Genomic DNA, 26,306 nt, shown 5'->3' with positions numbered 1-26,306 from the left:
AACAAACGGTTAGTGGCCAAAATAGTGTTTACTGACTTGGTAGATTACTGAGCGGCTAGCTCCCCTCTGCGTACCCAGAATGCTCGAACATGGTCATAAATCAGATTAAACACAAACGCGTAAATGGTAATAAAAATGGTCACGCCGATATCCATTAAAAATGCCTGCCAAATCCCCACATCAAGTAAGTAAGCCATCACTGGGATCGTCGCCACCAGCAAGCCTGCCTCAAATAGCACGACATGAAAAACACGTAACTTGAGCGAACGCTTTGATTTTTCACCCGTGAAGTAGCGATCAAAAATGCGGTTGAAACAGTAGTTCCAAATCATGGCGATGGTCGCAACAACTATCATGGTTCCTGATAAGGCATTCACATCATGATCAGTAAATATCGCTAAGCCTATAATTGATAGTGTTACGGCCAGTACTTCAAATAACACAGAGTGGAACACTCTTTCTAACGTACTCATACATTCCTCTAAATAATCTATTACGTGTTGGATTGGTCGAGATTATGCCACCAGAAATAATAAGAGAAAGTTAACAGCCATCACGAATAGTGATAGCCTAGGAGTTATTACCCCCTTTAGTATTGAGCGAGAGATAAAATGTACAGTTTTGAGCAATTAAAAGTCTTCGTCACTGTGTGTGAAAGTGGCTCTTTCTCTGCCGCCGCTCGCAAACTGAAACGCGCTCAGTCTGGAGTCAGCCAATCGATCGCCAACCTAGAAATTGCCATCGACCAAGAGCTGTTTAACCGAGAGAAAAACATCCCCGTTTTAACCAGCAAAGGTAAAGCGTTATTGCCTGTGGCCAAGTCGATCCTTGACCAGCAAAAGTACTTCGACCAAAAAGTAGAATCGCTGACCCAAGAAGATGAGCACGAACTGATCATTGCGGTTGATGAAAGCATCATAGATAAGAATTTCATTAAGATAATCAGCTCACTGGCCGATCAGTTCCCAATCACACACTTCGATATCATTACCACCTCAACCTTCGATGTTGAAGACCTGGTGAGACGTGGCGAAGCGCAGATTGGCATCATCTATGCGGATGGTGAACTTAAAGTGGATATGGACTTCTTCTTACTGGGCCAAGCCCGCTTTCTTACGGTTAGCTCCGCCACTCACGAACTCAGCCAAATGTCGGTAGTACAAGACTCAGATCTAAAGCGTTATCGCCAATGTGTGCATCGCAGTTCAAAGCAGCGCGAACTGTGGTTCACCTACGGTATTAGCTCGATGCTTTGGTATGCCAACAACCACAAAACGATCATCGATCTCGTTGAACAGAACGTTGGCTGGGCAAATGTGCCTGAAATGATGGTGATGGAAGGCATTCAAAAAGGCGATCTTGTGGCGTTACCTGTCTCACACGAGCATGGTGGTTGGATTACTCCAGTGGGTTGTTTGGTGTCTCGCAGCCACATCAATGGCCCAGTTCTCACCAGCCTTATCGAGCAGTTTAAGAGGCACTCACTGCAATACAATCAATGGCAGGCAAACTAAGCTCCCTAATCTTCAAACATCGTCAGTTCAGAGATTCAATATCGGCGTGGAACTCACCACTGCTACCTCATTTCTGCTTATCTTGCCGATAAATATCTTTGTCGTCTGGATAGAACACCCTAGTTGATGTCCAAAAGTGACCTAACTACACTGCGATCCCAACGGGTTTGTCTTTTCAAATGAATTTAGACAGACCCAAATCGCTCTTTAACACCACTGACCCAACTTCAAATCTCCCAGATAAACGCCCTGCCTTGCAGTCGCTTATATCGGTTTCAAATAGATCACTTTTTGAATATTGATTCGCACCCAGTTTATGAGCGCTCTTTGAGTGCTTTTTTATATCTAAATGAACCTTTTGGAAAATTTGTCGTGAACGTTTTAAGAAATATTTGCCCTGAGAAAATGGGTAAAGAGCGTAACAAACGAGAGTATGATTTACGCGTACTTAATTGTGTCAGTGAAAGCGAATATGAATCGCGTATGGCGGTTTGGAATAGCCTAGCGTTAACTGCTACTCCGTCTGCTTCGGAAACAAAGGGCTTCATCGATGAGTCTTTCAACAAGCTTCAACAAGACCTGAAAGAGGCTAGCCGTGAGTTGTCGATTAACTACACGGACTTCATCGCAATGGCGCATGAAGAGATCAACTACATTAAGGTGTTTGTTGCTGATAAAACTGCACAATACGGTTGGTACGCTGCGATCGTTATTATGGTCATCGGCACGGTTGCTCTGTGCATTCAATAGACCAAACGATGTGTTAGATAGAGCACCTTAAATGCTCCATCGATAAACACATGTAGCACAACTCTGTGCTTGTGCTTCCACTAGAAAACAGATGACCAACCTCATTTGTTTTCTAGTTCTACTCCCCCCTTCACTCTCCCATCAGAGATAGCAAATCCTGCGTCGCTTGTTTTGGGCTTTCAGCGTGACATATCGCTGATACCAAGGCTAATCCATGAATACCAGTCTTAACCAACTGCGGAATGTTCGACTCGTTGATTCCACCGATACCCACAATCGGTAGCTTCGTTGTCTCCAACGCCATTTTAATTCCATCATAGCCCCAATGTTTCTGAAGATTTGTCTTAGTCGGTGTGGCAAAAAGCGCACTGAGGCCAATGTAATCGATCGGCAAACTATCGGCTTCTTGAAGCTGTTGCTCAGTTTCAATCGATAACCCAAGAATCTTATCCGGACCAATCAACTGACGGGCTAACTCTGCAGGCATATCCGATTGCCCTAAGTGCAAACCATCGGCGTCGACAGCCAATGCAACGTCCACTCGGTCATTGATGATCAGCGGAACACCTGAGCCAACCAAAATAGACTTTACGGCTTGTGCTCGTTCAATGAAGGCTCTTACATCCCCATGTTTCTCTCTTACTTGAACCATAGTGACGCCACCCGCAACCGCTTGTTCAACCACAAACTTAAGCGTTTCTAAATCTTGCTGGTCATCCGTTACTAAATAGAGCTTATAAGGGTTCATATCGTACCTTTGGAGTCGATGTCTAAAATTGGCGTTGCACTATTTTACCGACAAATCGCATCATGTGCATGGAAGTTAATACTAAATTAGCTCAATTACACACGCACCATCGAATACGCAACTCGTTGAAAGCATGCCGAAAAACCTGAACTTTTTAACTAAATCGTTACTTATTACACAAAGAATTCACTTCAAGCATGCCCAGAACGCTGTTTTATGAAATACTCCACAGTGAAGGAATCAGGTAAATATAGGGATAGTTATGCGCCACCTTTCTATAGCGTTTAAGATCAAGCTTGGTTATGCCATCTGCTTACTCTTTTTCGTCATTTCAGGCCTTGTGAGTTACAAAGGTATCCAAACCTTGTCGAACGGCTTTAGTCAATACAGTGAGCTCAGCCAGAAAGCGACACTGTCAGGCAACATTCAAGTGCACTTTCTTCAGATGCGTTTAGCCTCTGAACGTTACTTAGAGTCATTGGATGAGCAATACGAAACGAATTATCAATCAAGCAAACTCGCGATTGATGAACTACTCAACAACTTAATCCAAACCACCACCAAAACCGATAGCCTCGCTAGTCTGCAATTAGTGCAAGACAGCGTGGCGGCATTTGACACGGCTTATGGCTCAATGAAACAGAGCCAGCTGCTCATCGACCAATTGGTGAATGTCGAGATGGTCAAACGAGAAACCAACGCCCTCAAAGCCGCTCAGAGCTTGTTGTATGAGTCTTACAACAACAACGATCCAAACGCGAGCTTATACGCGGGTATGTTGATGGAGAACTTCCTCGCAGCCAAGATCACTGTACTGAGTTACTCAAACAACAACGACCTAAAAACCTATGAAGCGGGTAAAGATATCTTTGAATACGCGCTGCCAGGTATTGAAGGCGACATTGAGTCTCTCAAATCATCCCCTTACCAAAGCGAGCTTATTGAAGACTTCTCTAACCAGCGCGAAGCGTATGCAAAAGGCTTTGAGCAAGTTCATCAACAGATGATTGAGAACACGCAAAGAACCGCGACTCTTGCCTCGATTGGTGACAGCTTGGCTATTGCAGTCGCGGATGCTCAAAGCATTCTAGAGCAACAGAAACAAGCATTGACGCCTGAACTGCAAGCCAGTGAAAAACGTTCGATTCAAATCATCTTCTTGCTAACGGGTGTGGCTTTAATCATTGGTATGACAAGCGCTGTTTTGGTTACTCGTTCAATTACTAAAGGGCTTGCACAGGTTAAGCAGATCACCAACGAACTTTCTCAAGGCAATCTGAATGTCGAAGTAAACATAGAGAGCAAAAATGAGATCGGCGAACTGCTGACCAACATGGAGATTACCATTGAATCTCTACGCGATATCGTTGGCGAAGTGAACCGATCTAGTGTGCGTATTGGTGAGATGTCGGAGTCGCTGAATCAAGTGACCAATAACAGCTCGACCAACGCAACACAGTTGAACAATGAGATGATCAATATCTCTTCTGCCGTTGATCAATTGGCTTCAAGCACATCAGAAATTGCTGCAAGTGCTAACCACGCGTCTCAAGTTGCAAACCAAGCAACTGAGAATGTGGCGATGGGACTAAAAGAAGTAGACAAAACACTGCATGAAATTGGCAGTGCCGATGAAAGCATGCAGGTCAGCAGCCAGAAAGTGACGGACCTACACAAAGAGTCGATGAACATTGGTGCCATTCTTGAAGTCATCAAAGGCGTTTCTGAGCAAACTAACCTGTTGGCATTGAACGCTGCTATCGAAGCCGCTCGTGCAGGTGAGCAAGGTCGTGGATTTGCTGTCGTAGCCGATGAAGTAAGAACTCTCGCGAAGCGTACCCAAGATTCTGCTAGCCAAATTGATGAGCTCATCACCTCGTTACAACGTGGCGCTAAAGATGCGTTAGAGTCGATCAAAGAGAGCCACAGCACGGTTTCAGATGCTTCAACTCAGGCACAACAAGCTTCTCAGAATTTGCATGTGATTAACCAACACATCCAAGATCTGAATCAGGCTAACAGCCAGATTGCAGTATCTGTAGATGAGCAAGATTGCTTGACCAAGTCACTGGGTGAAAACGCGCAAGGTGCCAATACCATCGCGCAGAGCAACCAAGAGTCTGTAAGCAGCATTTCAGGTGCAGCGAGCGACTTAACCGAAGTTGCTCATCACTTAGAAAGCCAAGTGAATCGATTTAGAACCTAACCAAACCAATTGCTGATATAACGAGATAGCTAATACGACGACGAGTTAATACGGTTTTGAAGCAATAATAGAAAAGCCCTCAACACATATGTGCTGAGGGCTTTTTAATAAGCTACGAATGCAGATCTAGATTGAATCTACTGAACCTTCAAACGTTGGATCAACGTCTCTTCATCTAGTTGATACAGCTCATCAAGCAAGTTCATCTGTAAGCTACCCGGGCCACGTGAGTTCTCAGCAGCAATTTCACCGACCACACCCAATACCGCTGCTGCCGCTAAACCACTTTCATCTCCAACAGCAGCGAAAGCTCCCGTTAATGCAGTCAGAGTACAACCCATACCCGTCACATACGGCATCATTGGATGTCCGTTGTTTAACGTAACAACGCTGTCTTTAGTGACAACGTAATCCGTCTCACCAGAAATCACCACATTCGCACCGTATTCAGCGACTAAGCATTGCGCTGCGCCTAATGCTGCATCACTGCTATCTAGCGCATCAACGCCTTTGCTCTGCGCTTGCTCGCCCGCTAACGCGATAATCTCAGACGCGTTACCACGAATGATCAACTTGTCGGCTAAGCGTGCAATTTCACGAGAAGTCTCGGTACGCAGCGTACTTGCGCCACAACCCACAGGGTCAAGAACCACAACCTTGTTGTTCGTATTTGCTTGCTCAACAGCAAAACACATTCTTGGCGTCCAAACACTGTCGAGCGTGCCGATGTTGATCACCAAAGCGCCAGAGAAAGACATCATCTCTGCCAGCTCTTGCTGTGAGTGCGCCATGATAGGCGAAGCGCCAATCGCCAATAACGCGTTGGCCGTATTGTTCATCACTACATAGTTGGTGATGTTCACAACCAGTGGTTTTTGCTCTCGTACTGCGCGCAGCGATTGGATGATTTGTTCAGTTAACATGGATTAATCCTTATTCGTGAAAGTCGCTTTTAAGCTGCGGTTGAGTCATTAAGTGCATTCAAGCCTTGCTGCCAAAAAGCCACTTCCATACGTGTTGCGGTTTTGAAGATATGAACGATGTTCTGACCGCGCTCGCTGTTGATATCAATTTCAGCCAGTAACTGATTGAAATACTCTGCGCCCGTTGCTACGCCAGACTGGAACTCTTCCCCACCGTACAGTTGCAGCCAGCTTGCGTATGGGTTGCCTTCTAATACAGTATCACTGCTTTCTAACAGCGCTTTACCAATCACTGCATAACCAATTGAACACGGAGCCAATGCCGCATATAAGTCGACAAGATCACCTGTCATACCCGCATCTAGAACGTAGCGCGTGTAGGCAACTGTGCCGAAATCTTCAGGTTCGTTTTCTAAATCCGATTCGGTTAAACCCCACTGACCACAGTAAGTCACGTGGTGAGAGATTTCAGAATCTAGCAGAGCATGAACACTAGGCAGTGCACGACGCATGTCAGCCAGTGTCTTTGCCTTGTAAATTGCCAATGCATAAGCACGGGCATACTGCTTTAAAAACAAAAAATCTTGCTTCAAGTAATGCAGAAAACACGGCTGAGCAAGAGTGCCGTTTGCCAGCGTTTTAACAAAATCATGCTCGGTGTAGTCTTGCCAATCTTGCTGACAGGCTTGGATTAAGTCTTGGTATTTCATGATATTCCTTAGTCAAAAGTCGGTACGTAATCAGCGGCTTTTGGTAGTGATTTGATGATGCCTTTGTCGAACATGAACTGCGCGTAATCGTCGTAACGTTTTAGGTCAACTGCTGAAGGGCGAAGTGCAAAACGAGTCAGTGTGTCGTTCCATGCACGTTGGTTAAGTTCGTTGTTTAACGTATCTGGTGAATACGCCACAAACTCACTCCATGACTCTTGTGGGTGGTTCACGATGTAAGTCGTAGCTTGCTCAAGTGCTTTGTTGAACGCTTTGATCGCTTCATCATCGTGCTGCTTTGCGTTCGCAACAAAGATCAGCTCATCGTAAGCGGGCACACCGTGCTCTTCTGGGAAGAATGCCTTCGCTTTAAAGCCTTCAAGTGCTAACTGGTTAGATTCGAAGTTACGTAACCCCCCCCAAATCGCGTCTACCTTGCCCGATGCTAATGAAGACGAAAGCGCCCAACCGACATTGATGGTTTGCACGTCGGTAAACGCAACATTTTCTTGCGCTAGCATAGTGCCGATAGTCGCTTCTTCGTTGCCAGCAATCGCAATACCGATCTTCTTGCCTTTCAGATCCGCTAGCGAATCGTTCTTACCGTTATCCAGCACCATTAGTGTGTTCAGTGGTGTCGCGATAAGGGTTGATGCACGAACTAGAGGCAAACCTGCTGCTACATCCATAGTTAGGCTTGGTTGGTAGGTTACGGCTAAATCGACCTTACCTGCTGCGACAAGTTTCGCTGGTGTGCTTGGGTCAGCTGGCTCTTGGATTTCAACATCTAGGCCTTGCTCAGCAAAGTAGCCACGCTCTTGAGCGATAACAATCGGGCCATGGTTCGGGTTCACAAACCAATCCAACATCAATGTCAGTTTCTTTTGTTCAGAATCCGCTAGAGCATGACCTGAAACTAGCGAAGCAAGCAGTGCCACTGCACCTATCAATTTGGTATTTTTCATAGTTAACCTTTCCTTTTGAATATTATTATTGTGTTTATAGAGCTAATTTTTAATGAGGTTTGTTTAGATAAATAGCGTTGAGCGAAGCCTTATTAAACAAAGTGTTATTGAGCAAGCCATCACTGGTTCTCCCAAGGGATGGCTTTTTTGAGTAACTTGTCTGTGATGAAATAGAGCGAGATAGACAGCACCGCCAAGATAAACAAGGCCGCAAACATCTCATCAATGATCATGCGCGCATTGGCTTGTAGCATTAAGTAACCTAAACCTTCACTGGAGCCTACCCACTCACCGACGACTGCGCCTATTGGGGCTATCACCACCGCAACACGAATACCAGACGCCAATGTTGGCAATGCTGCAGGAAGTTGGATATAGCGGAGCAATTGCCATTTCGATGCACCCATGGTCTTGGCAAGATCAAGGTAACCTGTCGGTGTATTTCGCAGACCGTCGTAACAACAAGTGGTCACGGGGAAGAAGATAATGATCGCCGCCATGACGACCTTTGACGCGATGCCATAACCCAGCCACAACATCAATACTGGCGCAATCGCAAACACAGGGATCGCTTGGCTAGCAATTAAGATAGGCAACAACCAGCGTTTCAGCGGTTCGAACATCAACATCTGTAGGGCGAAAAACAGCCCCATGGATAAACCGAGCAATAGACCAAGTAAGATCTCCTGCGCAGTCACCCAAGTGTGCTTGAGTAACACATCGTAGCGTTCAATCAGCTTAAGAAAGACTTCTGCGGGAGCTGGCAGAATGAAGCTTGGCATCTCGAAGATAACCACCACCATTTGCCACAAACCAAGAATCACAGCACTACTGATGACCAAACGCATAACGGGATTCATCTGACGAGGATGTGCTGTGCTAACCTGCGCGTTGGTTGAACGAGCCACAGCTTCACTTCGCGTTAGATCATTCATAGTCACGCTCCAACTGATCTAAGATCGCTTGTTGTAACTCAGCGCATTCACCATCTAACACTCGTGGTGTCGCCGTGTTAGGCACAGACAAAGACTGAGCATTCGCAGGTGTGCCTTGCAACACATACAAGTTGTCCGCCAAACGCACCGCTTCTTGTGGATCATGGGTGATCAACACAACGGTTTTATCTCTTAACAGTTCACACGCTAAGCTCTGTAACTTGTGTCTTGTTACCGCATCCAGCGCAGAGAAAGGTTCGTCCATCAACACCACTGGTTTGTCTTGCATTAAGGTGCGAGCCAAAGCAACACGCTGACGCATACCGCCAGACAATTGATCTGGCATAGTAGACGCGTGACTAGCCAAACCAACCGCAGCGAGCAACTCGAGTGCTTGATTGGTTTGCTGTGCTTTATCAGAAGCTGGATTTTGAAAGCGATGACTTAGGCAAACATTGTCGATAACCGACAACCATGGCAGTAACAAGTCTTGCTGTGCCATGTATGCGATGCGATCCGTTAAAGGCAATTCATCAGACGTTGCCAATGTGCCCTGCCACTCCACCTTGTCGTCCAACAAGCCTGCCAGATAACGCAATACCGTGGTTTTCCCGCAGCCACTTCGACCCAACAATACCGTCCACTTACCTGCGTTTAAGCTAAGCGACAACCTAGACAAGGTCGCGTGCTCACTGTCGTTATAACGCAAGGAGGCATTGCTGAGTTGAACACCAACCGTATTAACGGACATTACCGTGTCCAACGAAGAAGTGATTTACAGGCCCATGACCTTGGCCGACTTGTAACTCATCAGCGTGAGCAATCGCGCGAGAAATGTATTGTTTTCCTAGGTCAACAGCGTCTGAGAGCGTGTTGCCTTGCGCTAAGAAAGAAGCAATCGCAGAAGAGAGCGTACAACCCGTGCCATGAGTGTTTTTGGTAGGAAAACGTTTAGCGCTAATCAGAGCAGATGCGGTTGGTAGAATCAGTAAGTCGTTACTGTTCTCATCCTTCTCTAAGTGGCCGCCTTTGAGAAGAACGGCTTTCGCGCCCAGTGCGCGTAAGTCTTCAATCATGCCCTGCATTTCGGCTTCGCTTTCAGGGACAGCTTTGCCTGTTAACGCCGCGCCTTCTGGCAAGTTAGGGGTAATGATGTCTGCCAGCGGAATCAGTTCCTGCTTTAGCGTCGTAATAGCAGAGTTTTCTAAGAGAAGGTCACCACTTGTCGCGACCATCACAGGGTCAATCACTAAGTGTTTAGGTTGGTACTGCTTAATTTTGTCTGCAACGACTTTGATGATTTGCGAATCAGCCAACATGCCGACTTTTACTGCCACGATATTGAGATCAGTAAACACTGCATCTAACTGACTAGCGACATGGTCGAGTGGAATAGGAAAAATGGCGGAAACGCCTTGCGTGTTCTGGGAAGTGATAGCGGTAATTACCGAACAAGCGAAACTACCGGTCGCAGACATAGCTTTAATATCAGCTTGGATACCTGCACCGCCGCCACTGTCTGAGCCTGCGATCGTCAATACAATCGGAGTGTTCGTTCGAATCGAACCATCAGCAGAGTGCTGTGAAACTGAGGCTTTGGGCGTTAAATCTTTTGAAATAGAACTGTGTGTCATTGTCGCTCCTACTATCTTACAAGACGTAGGAGAACGAACACCGATCGAAGGAGAAGTCGCATTAGACTCATGAAAGTTTTCATGGGTGCAGACGTAGATCGAGTGCTTATAGTTCCCTACGCCAGTGTTAACTGAATCAGGTTCAACGGGTCTCGATTAACGATCTCAGCAAACACCAAATAAGGTATATGCCCCCCGACTATTGATAGCGATAGTAACAGCACTCTCACAACTGAGATACTGATTTTATTCAATTATAAGATTTACCCTAGAATTATCACTAGCAGATTCAAAAACGGCCCCAAAATTGGAGGCCGTATTTATTAGCATGGTAAATCAAATCAGCAATCTAAAATGACACTTGGCTGTCTTGACCAACGGTTACTTGCACGCCATTTTGAGCTTCATATATTTCAAAACCATCAGCAACCGGATCAGCATTGTCTTCATCACTGTCGTGTTGCGCAGTACAGGTATAACCTAATGAGTAAGTACCTGGGTCGATGAAACCAAGGGAAAACTCATAGTTGGTCTGTGCTTGATTCATTGTCACTGAAGCTGAAGTAATCGGTTTTTTCTCCGCTGTACCACCAATTGGTGCCATGTCAGCTTTGTCGACATTACCTTCATACAAGTACACCGACTGAACATAAGTATTATCATTTGTAGGGTTACAAGCTTCAAAAGTGGTACTCGAAACAGTACCTTCAATGTTTCCTGTCTCAACCGTATTAATAAGGCTTACAGACGTTCTTTGAATGGTGTAATCAGGGAAAGTCGAACTGTTCTTTAGGCCGCGTCGTAGATCGAACTCGACAACAAAATCATTACTTTGTTGGTTCACATTAAATGAGTTATTAAAGTAAAGTACGCCAGCGTTGTCTTCTTTACCCACACCTTGCGGGCACGCGCCTTCGCCTTTCACCGTTAACTTTTGTTCCACATTATTATCATCTACGACATAAGATGGATGTTTCGGGTGATCGCCATCATGAGCAAACACACACAACTTATAACTACCTACTGGAACTACCTCATTTTCAATCAAAGGGAGCGCATCGCTGCCTTGGTAATCCAACAAATTCACACTTAATGGAATCGGATCCTCACCATCTGGCAATGGATCGCCATTTTCATCAACGTAGTCGCCGTTTTCGTCCGTTTTATACACATCATATATCAGTGGCGAACCTCCCCCTTGAGGAAGTAAAGCGACCTTACTGAATGTCACGGTGACGTCTTTAACATCATCAATGGGCGCATCACTCACGCTTAAGGTAATGGGTGTCGTACTGCTTGATGATCCTGAGTCTCCGCCACAACCAACAAGCCCTGCCAACACAAGGCTCGCTAAAGCCGTTTCCTTTAAATATTTCATAACTCATTTCCTATAAAATCACTGCTCAATAAAGGGCTTATTCGAGTGCCCTCTTATTCTTTTTCTTGTTGTGACCCATAAATAAACAGCGCTATTGTTTGATGTTTATATCCCTACTATTCAGGGCGTTCCTCATCCAAAAAAACTGTTCATCAAGGTGCACATATCAAGTCGCACATAGGTTAATTAAGTCTAGTAAGTAAATTGTCAGTAGCAACACATATTTGGCAAAGGTGCTGTCAATTGTGTTGAAATAGTCGTTGAGTAAAAAATGGGAGGCAGGGATTGAAAGCAACTTGATCAAAGTGAATAATCGCCACCAAGATCAAAAAAGGCCGTTAAGACAGCCTGTTGCTGAACTTAAACGACCTTTTCATTGAATTTTGATTAAGCTAAGACGATATCAGCTCATTCAAACTCACTTATTTTTGAAGTTGCTCTTTAGCGGCTTCAACCTTAGAAAAATCTAGGCCAAGCTCTTCAACTGCTTCTTTGATTAGCGCAGGGTTTTGCATTACCTGACCCATCAGCATTTGAAGCTTATCTTGTGGTAAACCAAGTTGGCTGATTGTCGCCATTGCTGCAAGAGGGTTCTCGGTCAACGTCTTGAATATCTCGCTGATCTGCTCGTCGCTAATATTGTTCTCTTTCAACATTGCTAAAATCGGGTTCATTTTTTTGCCTTTGAAACACTAAATTAAGTAGGAGCACAGCATACCATCTAGCTGTGCTCGATTGTACTAGCAAGTGAAGCTTTGGTTTAACACGAACTGTGCTTTTCCCAAACGCAAATAATGCTTGGGCTTAGCGAGACTCTAATGGGTAAGAGCGGTAGCTCCACATACCATACGTTCTCAGTGCGTCACGGTAGATGCCTAGAAGCTCACCATCACTCGCTTTCTTAAGATCCTCTAGCGGCTTGTCTGGGTAAGAAACCGTATCGAAAGTAATGCCCTGAGGGCCAGTTTGCCAGCTAGCAATTTCAAACAGAGTTTGACCACGACGAACATGGCTTGCCGAGCTAATAATGGTTGCGTGCTTAATATCATGACGAGCGAGCGCATAGCTACTGAACAAGGCATTGCCTACCGTGCTGGTCGCGTAGTTCTCTTCAATGATGCGGTCTTTGCTTACCCCTTTTGAGATAAGCCAATCCGCCATTAACTTACCTTCTGTCTTATGGTTCTTAGGCACGCCGCCGGTTAACACGATCATCGCGTCTGGGTTAGCTTTCGACATTGCTAATGTCGTTTCAAGACGTTCAATCAATATTTCATGCATAGAGCCATCTGGATTAAGCGCGTAACCCAAAGTAACGATGGCACCGTGGTCGCTCAACAGCCCCTTATCTGCAGACTCTTTAAGCGGTGTTTCTAACACACGGTCAACCGTAGCAAAAATACGCTTGATGTCTTCTGCTTTGCCTTTATTCAAGCTTTCCAGTTTTTCCATGTGCTTATTGGATTCACTTTCATTGCCTTCAAATCGCTGCCAAACCGCTAGATACGCGTGCAAGTCGACATCGTCTGGCGCAACCGTCAGTGCTTGTTCAAACAACTCAATAGCGCGCTCTGCGTTCTTGTTGTAGATCTGAGCGTTCGCTGCCGAGATCAACAAGTCAGTACGGTAAGGTTCTAGCTGGTAAGCTTCTAACAATCGGTTAGTCACAATTTCCATGTTACTTGGCATTTTAGCCGTGAAGCCCGCGTGAGAAATTCTTGCCGGAGACTTAAACGCCTGCAACGCATCAAGAAGTAATTGGTCGACAACTTGTCGCTTAGTCACCAACTGCGCGTAATCCGCTGAAGCTTGCACTGCGCCATCGTTAGCAGCAAAAGAATAAGGTGTTGCGCCAAAGGCTAGCATGCCACCAAGAGCGAGAGCGATAATGTTCTTTTTCATGGAAAGATCCTGTGTCGTTAAGTGTTCACATCAGATTTGCTCCCCAATGTAAGCCCCTAAGATTAAAAAACCGTGAACCACACCAGAATCTCCGAGGTTAATATTCATTTGTTGCATAAGGTGTGGCAACAGATCACGATTTTGAACTTACCAGTAAGCCTGCGCATCGAGATAATTTTGGTTTCGAGGGGAATTTACGGGTAATTTTGGAATATCTAACTGCGGATTTCATACGCCCTATTCCACCGAAAACCACCCATCACAAATCCAAACTCCGCAGGAAACAACACGCCCAAACAGCAACTTTAAGCTCATTTTTTCAACAACTTGAAATTCAACACACTGAATCGCTCAATTCCATTCTCGCTCTAATAACGAAGTTTTAAGCGCATAGATTTAAAACACGCATCAACCGATTTTCAAATAAATTAAAATCAATTATTGAACGATCGTTCAAGTGATACTTTAATGAATGACCAATACAAGGAGTTACCCCATGCTTAAGTTCTATTTTCACCAAACACCCAACCCAATGAAGATCGCTCTGTTTCTAGAAGAGACAGGCCTAGATTTTGAACTCGTTCCAGTCGATACCTTAAAAGGCGAGCAACACACGCCGGAATATCGTTTAATTAACCCGAACGGTAAAACGCCAGCGATTGAAGACGAAGGACAGCGCGTGTTCGATTCGAACGCTATCCTTCTGTACCTATCAGAGAAGACTGGCAAGCTTGGGGGACAACCAGAAGACAGAGCCGAACTGCTCTCTTGGATGATGTTTATCGCGAGCGGCCTTGGTCCATACTCTGGCCAATCGGTACACTTCCGTCATGCTGCCCCTGCAGGCCTAGACTACGCCGTGAACCGTTATCTACGTGAAGCACAACGTCACTACGAAGTGTTAGAAAAGCATATGGAAGGTCGTGAGTTTTTCGTCGGAAATGAGTACACCATTGTCGATGTCGCGGCATGGGGTTGGATTGATAAAGCACCTTTCGTGCTTGGTGAAGAAGGCCTAGAACCTTACCCGAACTTAAAGCGCTGGTTTGATGCAATCAACAGTCGCCCTGCCGCACTGCGCGCTCGCGAGATTGGTAAAGGCATTGAGTTTAAAACCGAACGTGATGAAGAAGCGAAACGAGCACTGTTTCCTTCGAATTATGCGAAGTAGAAAAATTGATAGTTAACACTCTTCTGAGTGATAGCTAAAACTCAAACATAAAGAGCCGCTAAAAAGCGGCTCTTTATGTTTGAATCATGTTGAAAAAGCACAAGTTAATATTTTTGTGAATTGATACGAACGTTCAATATTTGTAATTATCCACTTATCTAAAACACATTTCTGGAAATAAATCACTCAGAGAAAAAGCTTGAGTCGGAAAAATTAAAATTAGTTACATATTAAATGTTCTCGAAATTTGAGAGAAGAATAGAACTCTTTGGTTAATCTCGACTTGGGCATCGTGAACCTGTATTGGAAAGCCATGTATCACCTAATTTGCAAAGCCCTCTTTTTCACTGTTATCAACCTTCCTATGAACTACACTCTATTTGCAATGTGTTAACAAATATAGGGAGATAATAAGCATGGCCAAACAAATAAAAACTTGTGTAGCCGGTATACTACTCATGGTTAGTTCATCGGTTTACGCTAAAGGGTCATTTGAGGACTACGGTTATATTGGGTTAGGTTACTCATATGTAGACGCTGATATTGGAGGTATAACATCTGTCGATAATAGCCTGCTAGGTCTAGTCGGTGGTTATCGATTTCATGAAAACTTTGCTGTTGAAGCCCGAGGCTATGGCAACATATCTAATGACAGTATTTTGGGGGTTGATATCCAAATAGATCATAGCTTTAGCTTATTTGGTAAAGCGGTATTGCCAGTGTGGAAGTACCTAGATATCTACGGCCTTTTAGGTTTTGGACAAATAAAGGCGTCAGTTACTGGACAAGGGTATAATACAAGTGATTCTGATTCGGACTTCCAATACGGTATAGGGGCGGCATTTAACAAAGGTAACCCCTTAGAGCTTCAGTTGGAATGGGTTAAATGGTATGACAACGATGGTTTGGACGTAAATGGCGTTAACTTGAATTTAGTATGGCATTTGTAGAATGCTCACTGCTAGACCATTTTTAAGAATCTTATTTCTAACAGCACAGTGACATAATTATTATCCTGTGCTGCCTTTATCTTTTCTATTCTTGCGACTTTAACAACAACTATATCTGTTAATACTACTTGCAACAAAGGTTACTCAAGCGGTAAGAAATTAACGTGGAGTAGTATTTTGAGGTTAAATCGTATTTGATACTCATAGATCCGCAGATCCAACTAGCTTTGGGGCAATAATATGTTAGGTGAACGTCTAACATTGAAACGACTCATACGCCTTATTTTTCCCATCTTGGTCAAGTGCTTTGACCGGATGGTATGGGCTGCCCACCAAATAATAAATATACAAATTTCGACCATGATACGCCCCCATTAAATGGCGGTACTTTTGTCTCACGTACTCAGCTTCGATTTATTACAAATAATGTTTTTATAAATCCCAGACAAAAAAGAGCCGCAAAAGCGGCTCTTGATTTTCAAACTATTTGTAGAAACAACCATAAAGTGATATTTACGATTTCTTTTAGTTCAATAGCTTACTTAAAAAGCAACCATATGTTGATATCGCCTAAAACAACCATAAGTTGATATTTTCGTGAAAATCATTAAACATGAAACATCCCAAGGTAAGAAAATTACTTACCAAAAACAAAGTTCGAATTTTTGCTACATCTTTAGTGTCACCTATAACTTCTCTGGCCTTTCGGTTTCAGTATTCTAAGACAACTCTTTTATCTCTTGTCAATTCAATCCCAACTTAAATTCTCAACTAGCTAAAGATTTGATTTCTGATTGAATCAGTTCACACAATCGTTGCATGATAGAAATCAAACGCCTTGCCTGTACAAACAAGCCTAGAAAAATATACTCTCGAGCACGGTTAAGTAAACTATCAAACACCTCAAATTTCTTAATAATCTCTCTGTTTTCGGACTGCAATATCAAATAGCTATCAGTGCCAAACATTACTAACTGTTGTTCTATCTGTTCACAGCATTTCAATAACAGGGCTGCAGAGTTATCCATTCAACATTGCCTCTAGATACTGCAAATCTTTTTGATTTAACTGAGTTAACTCTTCTTTGAACTCAATCAGTTCCTGTAACGTTTGTGCAGTGGCTGCCTGAGTAACCTTTTGACTTTGGATCATAATTTGGATTTCAGCCATCAGTTCTTCCAAAGTACGAGTTTGTCCTTTCTGAGCAGTTTTAACTACCTGTCGAACATCACCTAACAAGCGACTATTGTTGTCAGCCATGTCATTCACTCTATCTTCAAACTCTTCATTAAGTTCAGAAAACTGCTCAGAAACCTCTTTTGTAAACTGTCTGCTATGCTCTAAAAGTATCGACTGAAGTTGCTTGTTACCTTGTTCAATTATATTTCCTTGTTCACGCATGAACTCACCATTTTCTTTGGTTTGCGCTTCAATTTGGCTAGTCAACTCAAAGATTGGCGAAAGTTTTTTGGTGATCTGCTCGAGATGGTGATCAAGTGACTGTCGTCCTAGTTTATTTTCCTGTATCAATTGTTTACTAAGCTGCTCTGCAGTTTGTGTGAATTTTTTTGCTAGCTGGTTTTGCAGTTCAATGGAATCCGCCGATTGTTGGCTATTTAATATATTGATTTTTAATATTAGATCAGAAAGTTTGTCGTCAATTATTTCTGATACAAGCATAGTATGGTTCTCTAGCTGCTTAACTACACTAATCAGTTGCTGATGAATTCTTTTATCTTGCTCAGTTTTGTCTTTTACAGCCATACAAATTTCTGTTCGCATATTTTTCGTCGTTGATTGGAATTCACTTTTATAAGCAAAAAATGCTTGTTGTTGCTCTAACTGACGCTGATGCGCTAGTTTCTGATCAAGTAAGCTGAATATGAATACCGATACTGCAGCTAATCCAACAAATCCGTACCCATATACAACGTATTGATTGTGGATAAACATAATGAATAAGAAAGCTAAAATAGAAGCTACCGTAATCGCTTTAAAGACTGATGACATATTATTTTTTACCTATAGATTTTAAATAGATAATCTGATTAGTTAAGAAATCGAGAGTAATAGATTCACACTGATGCTGATAGAAATCTATCAGTAAGTCAGTAAACTCCTTTTTATCCCTCTGAATTGTTTCAATAAACTCAAGGTGTGTTAGCTTATTAATATTACCAAATGATACATCGCTCCCAATACTGCGTATACTTCCAATACACTTCAACTTTGTACTTTTTACCAGCTTACAGTAAGCATCCAGTGGCAAACTGTAACCTACCTTTTTAAAGTTATTTAAGAAGGGCATTGTCGAACCATCAAAAAATTCTTCGCTTATGTGAGTGCAGTAATTATCTAACACGTTCATTGCAGCTTGTGATAAGTACTCATGATACTTCTTTTGATTTGAGATACTTTGTAAACCGTGCTGTGAAAATATCTTGTCAAGACTGCTGGGTGAGATATAGTCTTCAACAAAGTCTTCAATACAAAAGTCATAGGTCGTACGAAAAATCACATCGTCTGATACGAAATCCTCCATTTGTTCAACTTGGTGCTGTATATATTCTCTCTGTCTTTGGAGATAGCTTTTTCGATGGTTAAATCTGGCTTTGAAATACTGCTTTAAATTTGAACTATCACCGACTTCTACAACGTCACCAGCTAAAATATCTTTAGAGTACGCACCAGATAAATCCTGTTCCGACATATCAAGGTCCGAGGAAGCGGTATCTGGTCCTTCTAAAAGCATTAGCTGAACATTCGGAATATGTCGCCGTGCGATCAGCCAATTTGTTAATCCGTTAATAATACTCTTATTAGTCAGCTCCCCATAAGGAAAGGCATCACACCAGAGTATTCCATATAAATGCTTTAGCCAGCGCATATCATCCCTTAGAAATGGATTAGAATGATGTTCGACTAAGAAGCTTTTTGTCTTAAACTGAGGTGGGATAACAAACACAAAACCCAATGGCAGGTTGCGGTTACCTACTGAAAGATAGATCACCTCCCCTTTTTCAACAGAGTTGCTACCCTCTCTCAAGTTCAAAAGTCCTTCATTCGTTTCAACGTACGCGATATCTTCATCATGGTTAAACAAAATGTAGGTTTTTTTACTGCCATTATCTAAGTAGCTAACCGGCATAAAATCCTGCACCGCATCTCTCAGCAATGAGCGAAAGATGCGGTAAGTCTCATGAGTTGGTAAGCCCAAGACAAATACACTTTGATAGTTCAGCAGTGTTTGCTTGAGGTTAAGCATTTAACGAATCCAGCTTTTCAGCTAATTGAGTAACCTGAAATAGCTTCTGCTCTTTTTCTTGCTGAGATAGTTGCAAATTACTCTTAAGTTCTGCTATTTGATCTGCTAATTCTCTGACCATGGATTCGCTGTCCATCATGACGCTTAGTGATAGCTTAACCATAAACTGTTCAATAAGTTCATCTGAAGCGGTTTTAACCGATTCAATATAAGAACTCATTGAGTTATTCATCTGTCGACAATAGAATTCACAAGACAAATTTCTTTGCTGCTCTTTTTGCTGTTGCTTTTGATTTTCAGCCAAAGCCTGAAGCTCTGCCTCCAGTTCAGATCTACGCTGTAACAACAGCTCTTTCTTTTTCTGTCCGTAAGCTATTTTCTCGTTGAGCAATCCCATATCGCTCATTTTTTTCAACTGCCTTTGGACTTTACTTTGTACCTCATGCTCAGCTTTGGCACGCAGCTCTTCAAACTGACGCCTGTGATTCTCGTCAATACGAGAGCTTGGTGGCTCATCGAAATTCTCTCCGAGCTTTCGCATCCAGAACTCGGCTTCCAGTAACTGAAGCGAATTCAAAGCAACCTGCCCTAAGTTCTGCTCCTTTTCATCACTTGAATTGGCTAGCTTAGCCGCACTTTGTTGGGATTTTTCCTTTAGCTTTCTATAGTTACTGACATGCTTTTGAGCAATTGGCTTGTATTTATCAACTGCCGATTTAGCAGTTTTAATGACCGTTGTCGCTTTCTTTACTGCTTTCGTGGCTTTAATTGCTGTTTGAGTTGCATCAATCGTTTTTTTTGTGGTTTTCGCTGCATCAATAGCTTTTTTACCATTCGTCACCGCCTTTACTGGCCCAGCAGGGGTTGGAATAAACATCACCGCAAGATCAACCGCCTGCCCCAGCATACTAAACGTTTTTGAAAACGAAGAGTCGCCTGGATTAGTGATATATTGAGGGGCATATGACAATTGATTAACTGTTTCCTTCGAGACTTCCGCTTCAAGTGAAATAGCGTCAAGCTCACTGCTAGCCGAGCGCATATCTTCGGTCAACTGAGATACTGAATTGTTAAGCTCAATTTCTTCAGCATCCATACTGTTAAGCTGGCGAGATATTGCGAGTAAAACCTCATCAGAGTTACTAACCACTTCATCAAGTGTTGGTGTGTTCATCTCAACGGAAAATCCTTCAGCCGATAAGCGCCCGCCTACCAAACCGAGTGCTGACAGCTGCTCATTCTGCTGGCGATAAATAGATTCCACAGATATCGTCAATCGCTCAGACACTCTGGTATTAATATTTAAAGCCAGTTCTTTAACACTCTGATCAGAATATTCTCTAACTTTTGTCGGAGAATCTATCCAAATGGCTGTTGAGAGTGTTTTTCGGTAGTCATCAACTGCCTGAACTTTTAATCGCTCAAGCTCTCGCCCAATATCCCTTTTAACTAAAGAGAACTCATGCTCTAGGCTTTCTTTTAACAACATGCCATCTTTTTTCTGCAAAGCTAGCTCTGTTTCCAGTTGCTTGACATCGGACTCAAACTGCTCAGGATCACCTTGATACTCAAACTCTATCAACTGGATTGTCTTATCCAACTGGGTTTGAAAATCAGCCGTTAGTTTACGCATGTTATTTGAGACAGCTCTTTCTAAGGACAATCGAACATCATCAGCGAAATAGCCTTTCAACCATTGCTGCAAGCTTTTGAAGTTTTCCTGCCAACGCGGTTGCTCCAATTTGTTAGATATAGCAAAGTAGTGCTGACTAGTATCAACCACTTGCTCGAGAATTTGGCAATCTTCAGCTACAACGCTCTCAACGGATTCTTCACACTCGTTAATCTCATCCATTCTGGTACGAACAAATAAAACATCCAGACCAAACTTACTAATACGTTCTAGGAAGTTAAGGTCAGATATTGAAGGTTGATTACCACTTACATATAAGAATGCTTGAGCAGCAGGCAGAAACTCGTACGTCATCGCCTCATGAGCACTATGAAGTGTGTTTATTCCCGGAGTATCTACGAGCACCAGTCCATCCTCTAGCAACGGACTATTAAGTTCGATATCCAGTGAGCTAATATCGTCAATATTTAACTCAGGAAGCTGAATACTTAATTCACCACGACTGATACTGTGTTGGCTAAGGCACTTAGCCATTGAAATATCCAGCACTAATTCTTGATTGTTATTAAGCTTAATCAGTAACTTATCTTGCTCACCAAAACGAATAGTTGTTAAGAACGAAGTTGTTTCTGTCGTTAGGGTTGGGAGTATGTCTCTTCCCAACAAATTGTTGATAAAATGTGATTTACCAGCAGAAAACTGCCCAACTACTGGCAGATAAAACTGTTTGTTCTCTATGCTGGATTGTAAGTTCTCAAGCTGCATTCGTGTCTGAGGAGCAGCGTCAATATCAATGGCAACCGACTCCAAAGTCTGCATCGATTCAATTAGCGCATGATTCATACTAGGCTCCCACAAACACTTCTGAAATGTTTCTTTGTTCTATGACATCTACAGCCTGCTCTTCCAGATCACACTGAACACCAATTGCAGCAATTAGAATCTCTGAAATCTGCTCATTCTTCTGTTCGCATTTTTCTATGAGTTGCTCTTTTTCACTGATACTACCTTCAAGATCCATTTTCTTAAGCTCTAGTTCTTGCTTCTTTCTTAATAATTTGTCGGAAAGGCTGCTCTCCAAACTATGTGATAGCAATGGAATCAATGACTTTTCCTGAGAGCGTAAACGGCTAGAAATTTCACTTAACGCCTCACTGCGTATGGAGTCAATTCTCTCTTCTATATCTTCCTGTATTTTCTTTAATTGTGTTTTAAAGTGACGCTTCTGTGTAGCATTAAACTCCTCAGTTAAGGAACGTTTTTGATCTTCCAATCTCTTAAGCTTGTTATTTGTTTCCTTAGAGGCTAAATGTGATGCCTCTATGTCCTGATATTGAATACCACTCAACTCAGCAGTTACCTCTGCAATATCTGAATCATATCGCTTCTCAACAGATTGTTTATGTTGTTGAAAGTTTTTTATTCGAGCATCATCTTTAGTAATCTTAGTTTTTCTAACAATTTTTTTGCCGAACAGCCAGCTCCACCCTTTGCCTATAACACCGTCACGAGACTCTCGGTCTATGTCTTCACTTTCGACTCTATCAACAGTTGGCGCTGGCCCCATTCCAGCTAGCTCTGAATGCTTCTGATCCATCAGCGTACGTTTACGCTCTTCCAGTGACTCTTTTTTATGCGTAAGCCTGATTGCAGACTTTTCTTCTAACTCTGACGAGTTTAAACGTTGTTCTAATTTTTCAATTTCGTCTTCTAAGTCAGTCCGTCGTTTATCTACTTCTGCATAGTCTAATGACAAGGTGTATTGACCTATTTCATCACTTTTGCCAAGTTCGACAGGCTGTGCCAATTTGGATAGTTCCTCATTTATTCCCTCCAGCTCAATATCCGCAATAGATTGGATATTCCCTTCAAGCTCTGCTTGAAATGATAAAGCAAACAACGCCAGGCTGCTGTTCACATCGTCTTCTAGGCGAGAGATAAAGCGTTTCAAACTTGTTTCTGCATCATCATCCATTAACAACCTGTCATGATCTATGATGAAGTCACTATCAAATTTATCCATGTAGCGTTCACGAATTGATTCTAATGTACCTGTCATCGTATTTTCTGCCGCAATACGCGACTGACGAACTTGACGTTTAATTGTTCTTTTGTTGTTTTCAACCGTTTCACCAATTTTTTCTAGCTGTTGTTCTAACGCACTTATTTGGGCTAATACCTCGCCTTTACTGTGACTTTCTTGTAGTTCACTGATCAATTGGCTGTTTGCCTTGCGCGTGTTTTCAAGTAGTTTGATCACACGATTAACTGGCTCTAAAAGTTCAGAACGTGCTTTTTCTCCTTGGGTGAGAAAACGCCATAAGCGCTCTTCAAATTCCAATAGGCGTGACTTTTCAAAAAGAGCCTGCTTTTGCTCTGCGTTATAGTCTCGCTCAACTATCTTTTTATCGCTGCGGGCGACAAGGGCATCCTGCGCTGAAATAGGCCAGATCTCAGGTACCGATTGGGCATGTGGAAATTTACTCTGATAACTTTCAGTCAATATCTTAAGCACTGATTCAATTGACTCCTCATTTAAGTTAATAGTGTCAATTTTATTTAGCACCAACAGAATTGTACCCACTTCTCCTTTCAAGCGATCTAAAAACTCGAAATCGCTGTTCTTACCAGGTTGTTCTGCGTTAAATAAAAAGATACACGCATGAGATTTTTTAATCTGCTCTTCGGTTATTTTACGGTGACCTTCCCTTACCCCATTTAACCCTGGACTATCGACTAAAATCACGTCGTTTTGCAAGAAATCCGAATCTAAAAACAAATCAACTTGTTGAATGGAACTCGCTACCTCTTCACCTTTGGTCGTTGCAAATTTTTCTACATTATCAAATGAAGCCTCTGCGAAACTCTGGGTAGTACCATCGTTATAAATAACACGTAGCCCTTCATCGGGTTCAGCTTTACCACTATGTTTTAGGAAGTTCACTGTTGCCGTTGTTTCGCCACTAAACGAAGGTAAATACTTATCCCCCATCATTGAATTAAGAAAGGTTGATTTTCCTGCACTAAACTCACCAACAACAACGATAGAAAATTCGCCGTTTTCTACCTGGCGATATAACTCTTCGAACGCATGTTCATTTTCAACATCATCGGTGTTCTGATAGAACTGACATGTTCTTTCAAGCAGCGTCAATACCCCTGCTTTTTTCTCATCATATTGTTTTTTATAATCCATTATTAAAACACCTTAATTTTTACAATACTCTTCTTTTATTGCGCTTATTTCTGTTGCTGCATTTTTTAGAAGCGGTAGTTCAAGATTCTTAGATTGCCCATCAAGCAATTCCAGCTTTTGTCTATAAAGTGCAAATTTTTGCTTATGGTACTGATAGAGCTTATCTGACACCGACGAAAGCTCATTTTTAATCGTGGATTTTATAATCTTATTTAGTGAACCAATAGCCTCAACCTTCAAGTTTGTTTCTACCTTCTGACAAAGCTCATTTCTTTTCTCTCTAGTGACTTGCTGACGGTGGTTTCTTAGCTTTGATTCGATATGTTGATTCATCTCTAAAATACGCTTTTCGTGTCTTTCGATCTTTTTCTCTAAGCGCTCTTGACCCAATTTTGATATATCCATCGAGGAATTAGCTTCATTCAACTGACTTTGAAGGCGATTTTTCTTCATGTTGAGCGTACTAATTTGAGCTGTGTACAGATTGCGAATCTCATCCAGATCACGATCATACCGCTGTTGCTCACTTCTATCCGCTGCTCGATAGGTTTCTCTTTTTTCAGAAAAGAAGTCCAGAACTCCACCTAAAAGGCCACCGCGCTCAACTGTTCTACTTCTGGTGATATACTCAACGCCTGGCCGTTTACCTAGACGCTGAATCTTTGTATCTCTTTTGTTTTTAGTGCTGCGCGTATTGGCATTGTTATTGACTAATTCTGTTTGAATTTTTTCCTGTAACTTAGCAAGTGTTTGTTGATTATCCGTGTTTGCTTTTAGACCGAATTCTAAATTGGTTAGATTTCCCTTTTCGTTATTCAGCTTTGCACGATCTTGACTGACAATGTTGATATCAAGCTCAAAGGTTAATCCACTTACCTTATGTGATTTTTGATAGTCAATGGCTACCTCAGAGGTAAAACGATCTGTTTCTAGAATTCCGATCTCATAAACATCTTCGATATTACTTTGTAGTAACCTCTGTATAACGGTGCGCATCTTCATAATGCCTTGGTCAATTTTTTTTCCATAGGTATTATGAATTACACTTGCTTGCAATTGATCCAAATCTTCACTTTGAATATAGTTTCGCAATTCTTCATTTAGCCTGATTAACTCATCTTTTAGATAATGAAGCGTATGATTTTCTAAATCTGTAGAGCGCGAATTCAGGTAGGCCTTTATCTTGTTCCAGCTTTTATTCTTCCGGTCTTCCAAATTCTCAAGATACTGGGATATCCGTCCATCACTTCCCATCCTATGTTGCTGTTCAATACAGGCTATCTCTTGGCGTAAATTATCCTCTATATCATTGATAGCGGAGGTCAGTCCCTTGAGTGCAACATCCTTAATATCATACTCACTGTGATGTTCGACGTAATCCTGTAACCTTTGCTCAAATACATCAAACCGTGAACCACTCCGTAAGCTGTTACGTTCAGCGTCTGTTAGCTCAGTTAGATCTGAGCTATACAGTTTTTTGAAGGAAGTATCCTTATGTACTAATGCCTTTAGTGCTGAGATAGCAAAAGTTTCGCATTCTTGTCCTTCAAAGAAATGGCTCGAAAAGTGCGTTGATATTTGGTCATGAAAATCTGCAAGGACCTTATCAACACTTTCCCCCTCTAGCTCGTTTACCGAATCTATATGATTCAATAGATAGAAAATTCGACTTTGATGCTTTGAAAGCAATTTTAAGAACTCTAGGTCGGTTTCGGTCAACGCTCTCAAATGGAACAAAAAGATGCTTGCGTGAGCTCCCTCAACTTCAGCAAGAGTGATAGAGCGATGTCCATCAGCAGTCCCATTTAATCCTGGGGTATCAACGAGCACTACTGGCGTTTCGATATTCAAAAAATGAGTATATACATGAACACTTTGAATCTCGTCGACAACACTGAATTGACTCGAAAAGCTGGTTACATACTCTTTCAGGGCTTTTTGATCATCCGAAATATCAAGTGTTAATGGATCCCGAGCATCAACAAACTCAATCGTCACCTTCCCACACTTCGGATTACTTTTCGGTACGTTATGGATATATGTAATGGTTGCTGTGGTTTCCGAACGCGCATGCGGAAGCAAGTCATATCCTATTAATGCGTTAATAAATGTTGATTTACCAGTACTAAACTCACCAACGACAGCTATTCTGAACTCTTCAGCCTCTAATAGTTGTTTTATTCCATCTAGTTGAGCCTGAAAAGGTGATACACCGTAAGTTTTCTTACATAATGTTTCTAGTGAACATAAGGCTGTTCGTATTCTATTTATTTCACTTTGATTGGGCTTTTTACTCACTATTACTCCCTAATGAGCAGCATTAACTACTTCTTAATTTCGCTGTACACTGCAATATTAATGAAACTAATGCTTTTCGCACATCATTCTTCGAGATACATGTAATAACAGGCACCTCGCAGTCACAG

The 26,306-nt window shown here is 42.4% G+C and carries 22 protein-coding genes and 1 riboswitch; of the genes, 5 read left to right on the top strand and 17 right to left on the bottom strand.

Annotated features, from left to right (window positions below; translation table 11 throughout):
- Positions 1-44: 44 nt before the first annotated feature.
- Positions 45-473 (bottom strand): PACE efflux transporter, encoded by a 429-nt coding sequence (locus tag AC3CH3_RS21325; RefSeq protein WP_488538362.1) that lies wholly within the window; start codon positions 471-473, stop codon positions 45-47.
- Positions 474-611: 138 nt separating this feature from the next.
- Between AC3CH3_RS21325 and AC3CH3_RS21320 the strand changes: the two genes are divergently transcribed.
- Positions 612-1,514: a LysR family transcriptional regulator gene (locus AC3CH3_RS21320; RefSeq protein ID WP_019821796.1), complete on the top strand. Its 903-nt coding sequence runs from the start codon at positions 612-614 to the stop codon at positions 1,512-1,514.
- Between the two features lie 405 nt (positions 1,515-1,919).
- Positions 1,920-2,264: a hypothetical protein gene (locus AC3CH3_RS21315; protein WP_019821797.1), complete on the top strand. Its 345-nt coding sequence runs from the start codon at positions 1,920-1,922 to the stop codon at positions 2,262-2,264.
- Positions 2,265-2,394: 130 nt separating this feature from the next.
- On the opposite strand, the gene thiE is transcribed toward AC3CH3_RS21315, so the two are convergent.
- Positions 2,395-3,012, bottom strand: a complete 618-nt coding sequence (gene thiE, locus AC3CH3_RS21310) for a thiamine phosphate synthase (protein WP_488538361.1) — start codon at positions 3,010-3,012, stop codon at positions 2,395-2,397.
- A 262-nt stretch (positions 3,013-3,274) separates the two neighbouring features.
- On the opposite strand from thiE, the gene AC3CH3_RS21305 reads away from it, so the two are divergent.
- Positions 3,275-5,218: a methyl-accepting chemotaxis protein gene (locus AC3CH3_RS21305; protein WP_488538360.1), complete on the top strand. Its 1,944-nt coding sequence runs from the start codon at positions 3,275-3,277 to the stop codon at positions 5,216-5,218.
- Positions 5,219-5,355: 137 nt separating this feature from the next.
- On the opposite strand, the gene thiM is transcribed toward AC3CH3_RS21305, so the two are convergent.
- The 9 genes from thiM to AC3CH3_RS21260 form a co-directional block, all read right to left on the bottom strand.
- Positions 5,356-6,141, bottom strand: a complete 786-nt coding sequence (gene thiM / locus AC3CH3_RS21300) for a hydroxyethylthiazole kinase (RefSeq protein ID WP_171313269.1) — start codon at positions 6,139-6,141, stop codon at positions 5,356-5,358.
- A gap of 29 nt (positions 6,142-6,170) precedes the next feature.
- Positions 6,171-6,851 carry a thiaminase II gene (gene tenA / locus AC3CH3_RS21295; protein WP_017109110.1) on the bottom strand — a complete coding sequence of 227 codons (681 nt, stop codon included), beginning with the start codon at positions 6,849-6,851 and terminating at the stop codon, positions 6,171-6,173.
- Positions 6,852-6,859: 8 nt separating this feature from the next.
- The gene (locus tag AC3CH3_RS21290; RefSeq protein ID WP_488538359.1) at positions 6,860-7,816 is read right to left on the bottom strand and encodes an ABC transporter substrate-binding protein; all 957 of its coding nucleotides are present in this window, start codon (positions 7,814-7,816) and stop codon (positions 6,860-6,862) included.
- A 119-nt stretch (positions 7,817-7,935) separates the two neighbouring features.
- Positions 7,936-8,751, bottom strand: coding sequence for an ABC transporter permease (locus AC3CH3_RS21285; protein WP_488538358.1), 816 nt, complete (start codon positions 8,749-8,751; stop codon positions 7,936-7,938).
- Complete coding sequence (locus tag AC3CH3_RS21280; protein WP_488538357.1) at positions 8,744-9,502, bottom strand: ABC transporter ATP-binding protein; 759 nt, start codon at positions 9,500-9,502, stop codon at positions 8,744-8,746. The genes AC3CH3_RS21285 and AC3CH3_RS21280 overlap by 8 nt, the downstream gene beginning before the upstream one ends.
- Positions 9,492-10,385, bottom strand: coding sequence for a bifunctional hydroxymethylpyrimidine kinase/phosphomethylpyrimidine kinase (thiD, locus tag AC3CH3_RS21275; protein ID WP_488538356.1), 894 nt, complete (start codon positions 10,383-10,385; stop codon positions 9,492-9,494). Before thiD ends, AC3CH3_RS21280 begins: the two co-directional genes overlap by 11 nt.
- A gap of 96 nt (positions 10,386-10,481) precedes the next feature.
- A riboswitch (TPP riboswitch) is annotated at positions 10,482-10,593 on the bottom strand.
- Between the two features lie 141 nt (positions 10,594-10,734).
- The gene (locus AC3CH3_RS21270) at positions 10,735-11,763 is read right to left on the bottom strand and encodes a DUF4382 domain-containing protein (RefSeq protein WP_488538355.1); all 1,029 of its coding nucleotides are present in this window, start codon (positions 11,761-11,763) and stop codon (positions 10,735-10,737) included.
- 422 nt (positions 11,764-12,185) lie between these two features.
- Positions 12,186-12,437 (bottom strand): DUF2999 family protein, encoded by a 252-nt coding sequence (locus AC3CH3_RS21265; RefSeq protein WP_009844829.1) that lies wholly within the window; start codon positions 12,435-12,437, stop codon positions 12,186-12,188.
- Between the two features lie 130 nt (positions 12,438-12,567).
- Positions 12,568-13,665 (bottom strand): ElyC/SanA/YdcF family protein, encoded by a 1,098-nt coding sequence (locus AC3CH3_RS21260; protein WP_488538354.1) that lies wholly within the window; start codon positions 13,663-13,665, stop codon positions 12,568-12,570.
- Between the two features lie 496 nt (positions 13,666-14,161).
- Between AC3CH3_RS21260 and AC3CH3_RS21255 the strand changes: the two genes are divergently transcribed.
- Entirely contained in the window at positions 14,162-14,836 is a 675-nt protein-coding gene (locus AC3CH3_RS21255; protein WP_488538353.1) for a glutathione S-transferase family protein, read from the top strand.
- Between the two features lie 416 nt (positions 14,837-15,252).
- The gene (locus AC3CH3_RS21250; RefSeq protein WP_488538352.1) at positions 15,253-15,786 is read left to right on the top strand and encodes a porin family protein; all 534 of its coding nucleotides are present in this window, start codon (positions 15,253-15,255) and stop codon (positions 15,784-15,786) included.
- Positions 15,787-16,553: 767 nt separating this feature from the next.
- Here the strand turns inward: AC3CH3_RS21250 and AC3CH3_RS21245 are convergent.
- From AC3CH3_RS21245 to AC3CH3_RS21220, 6 genes are read right to left on the bottom strand one after another with little or no spacing between them, the layout of a single operon-like run.
- A complete protein-coding gene (locus AC3CH3_RS21245; protein ID WP_136974986.1) occupies positions 16,554-16,814 on the bottom strand; it encodes a hypothetical protein in 261 nt (86 codons plus the stop codon).
- Entirely contained in the window at positions 16,807-17,796 is a 990-nt protein-coding gene (locus AC3CH3_RS21240) for a hypothetical protein (protein WP_488538351.1), read from the bottom strand. The genes AC3CH3_RS21245 and AC3CH3_RS21240 overlap by 8 nt, the downstream gene beginning before the upstream one ends.
- 1 nt (position 17,797) lies before the next feature.
- A complete protein-coding gene (locus tag AC3CH3_RS21235) occupies positions 17,798-19,051 on the bottom strand; it encodes a hypothetical protein (protein WP_372150600.1) in 1,254 nt (417 codons plus the stop codon).
- On the bottom strand, positions 19,044-21,527 hold the full coding sequence (locus tag AC3CH3_RS21230) for a dynamin family protein (protein ID WP_488538350.1): 2,484 nt from the start codon (positions 21,525-21,527) through the stop codon (positions 19,044-19,046). Before AC3CH3_RS21230 ends, AC3CH3_RS21235 begins: the two co-directional genes overlap by 8 nt.
- 1 nt (position 21,528) lies before the next feature.
- The gene (locus AC3CH3_RS21225) at positions 21,529-23,880 is read right to left on the bottom strand and encodes a dynamin family protein (RefSeq protein WP_488538349.1); all 2,352 of its coding nucleotides are present in this window, start codon (positions 23,878-23,880) and stop codon (positions 21,529-21,531) included.
- Positions 23,881-23,892: 12 nt separating this feature from the next.
- Positions 23,893-26,178 carry a dynamin family protein gene (locus tag AC3CH3_RS21220; protein WP_488538348.1) on the bottom strand — a complete coding sequence of 762 codons (2,286 nt, stop codon included), beginning with the start codon at positions 26,176-26,178 and terminating at the stop codon, positions 23,893-23,895.
- Between the last annotated feature and the right edge of the window lie 128 nt (positions 26,179-26,306).

It is taken from the genome of Vibrio sp. QJM3NY_35, from assembly GCF_057785915.1.
The sequence above is the reverse complement of the archived record's forward strand: the minus strand, read 5'-3'. Positions and strand labels throughout refer to the sequence as shown.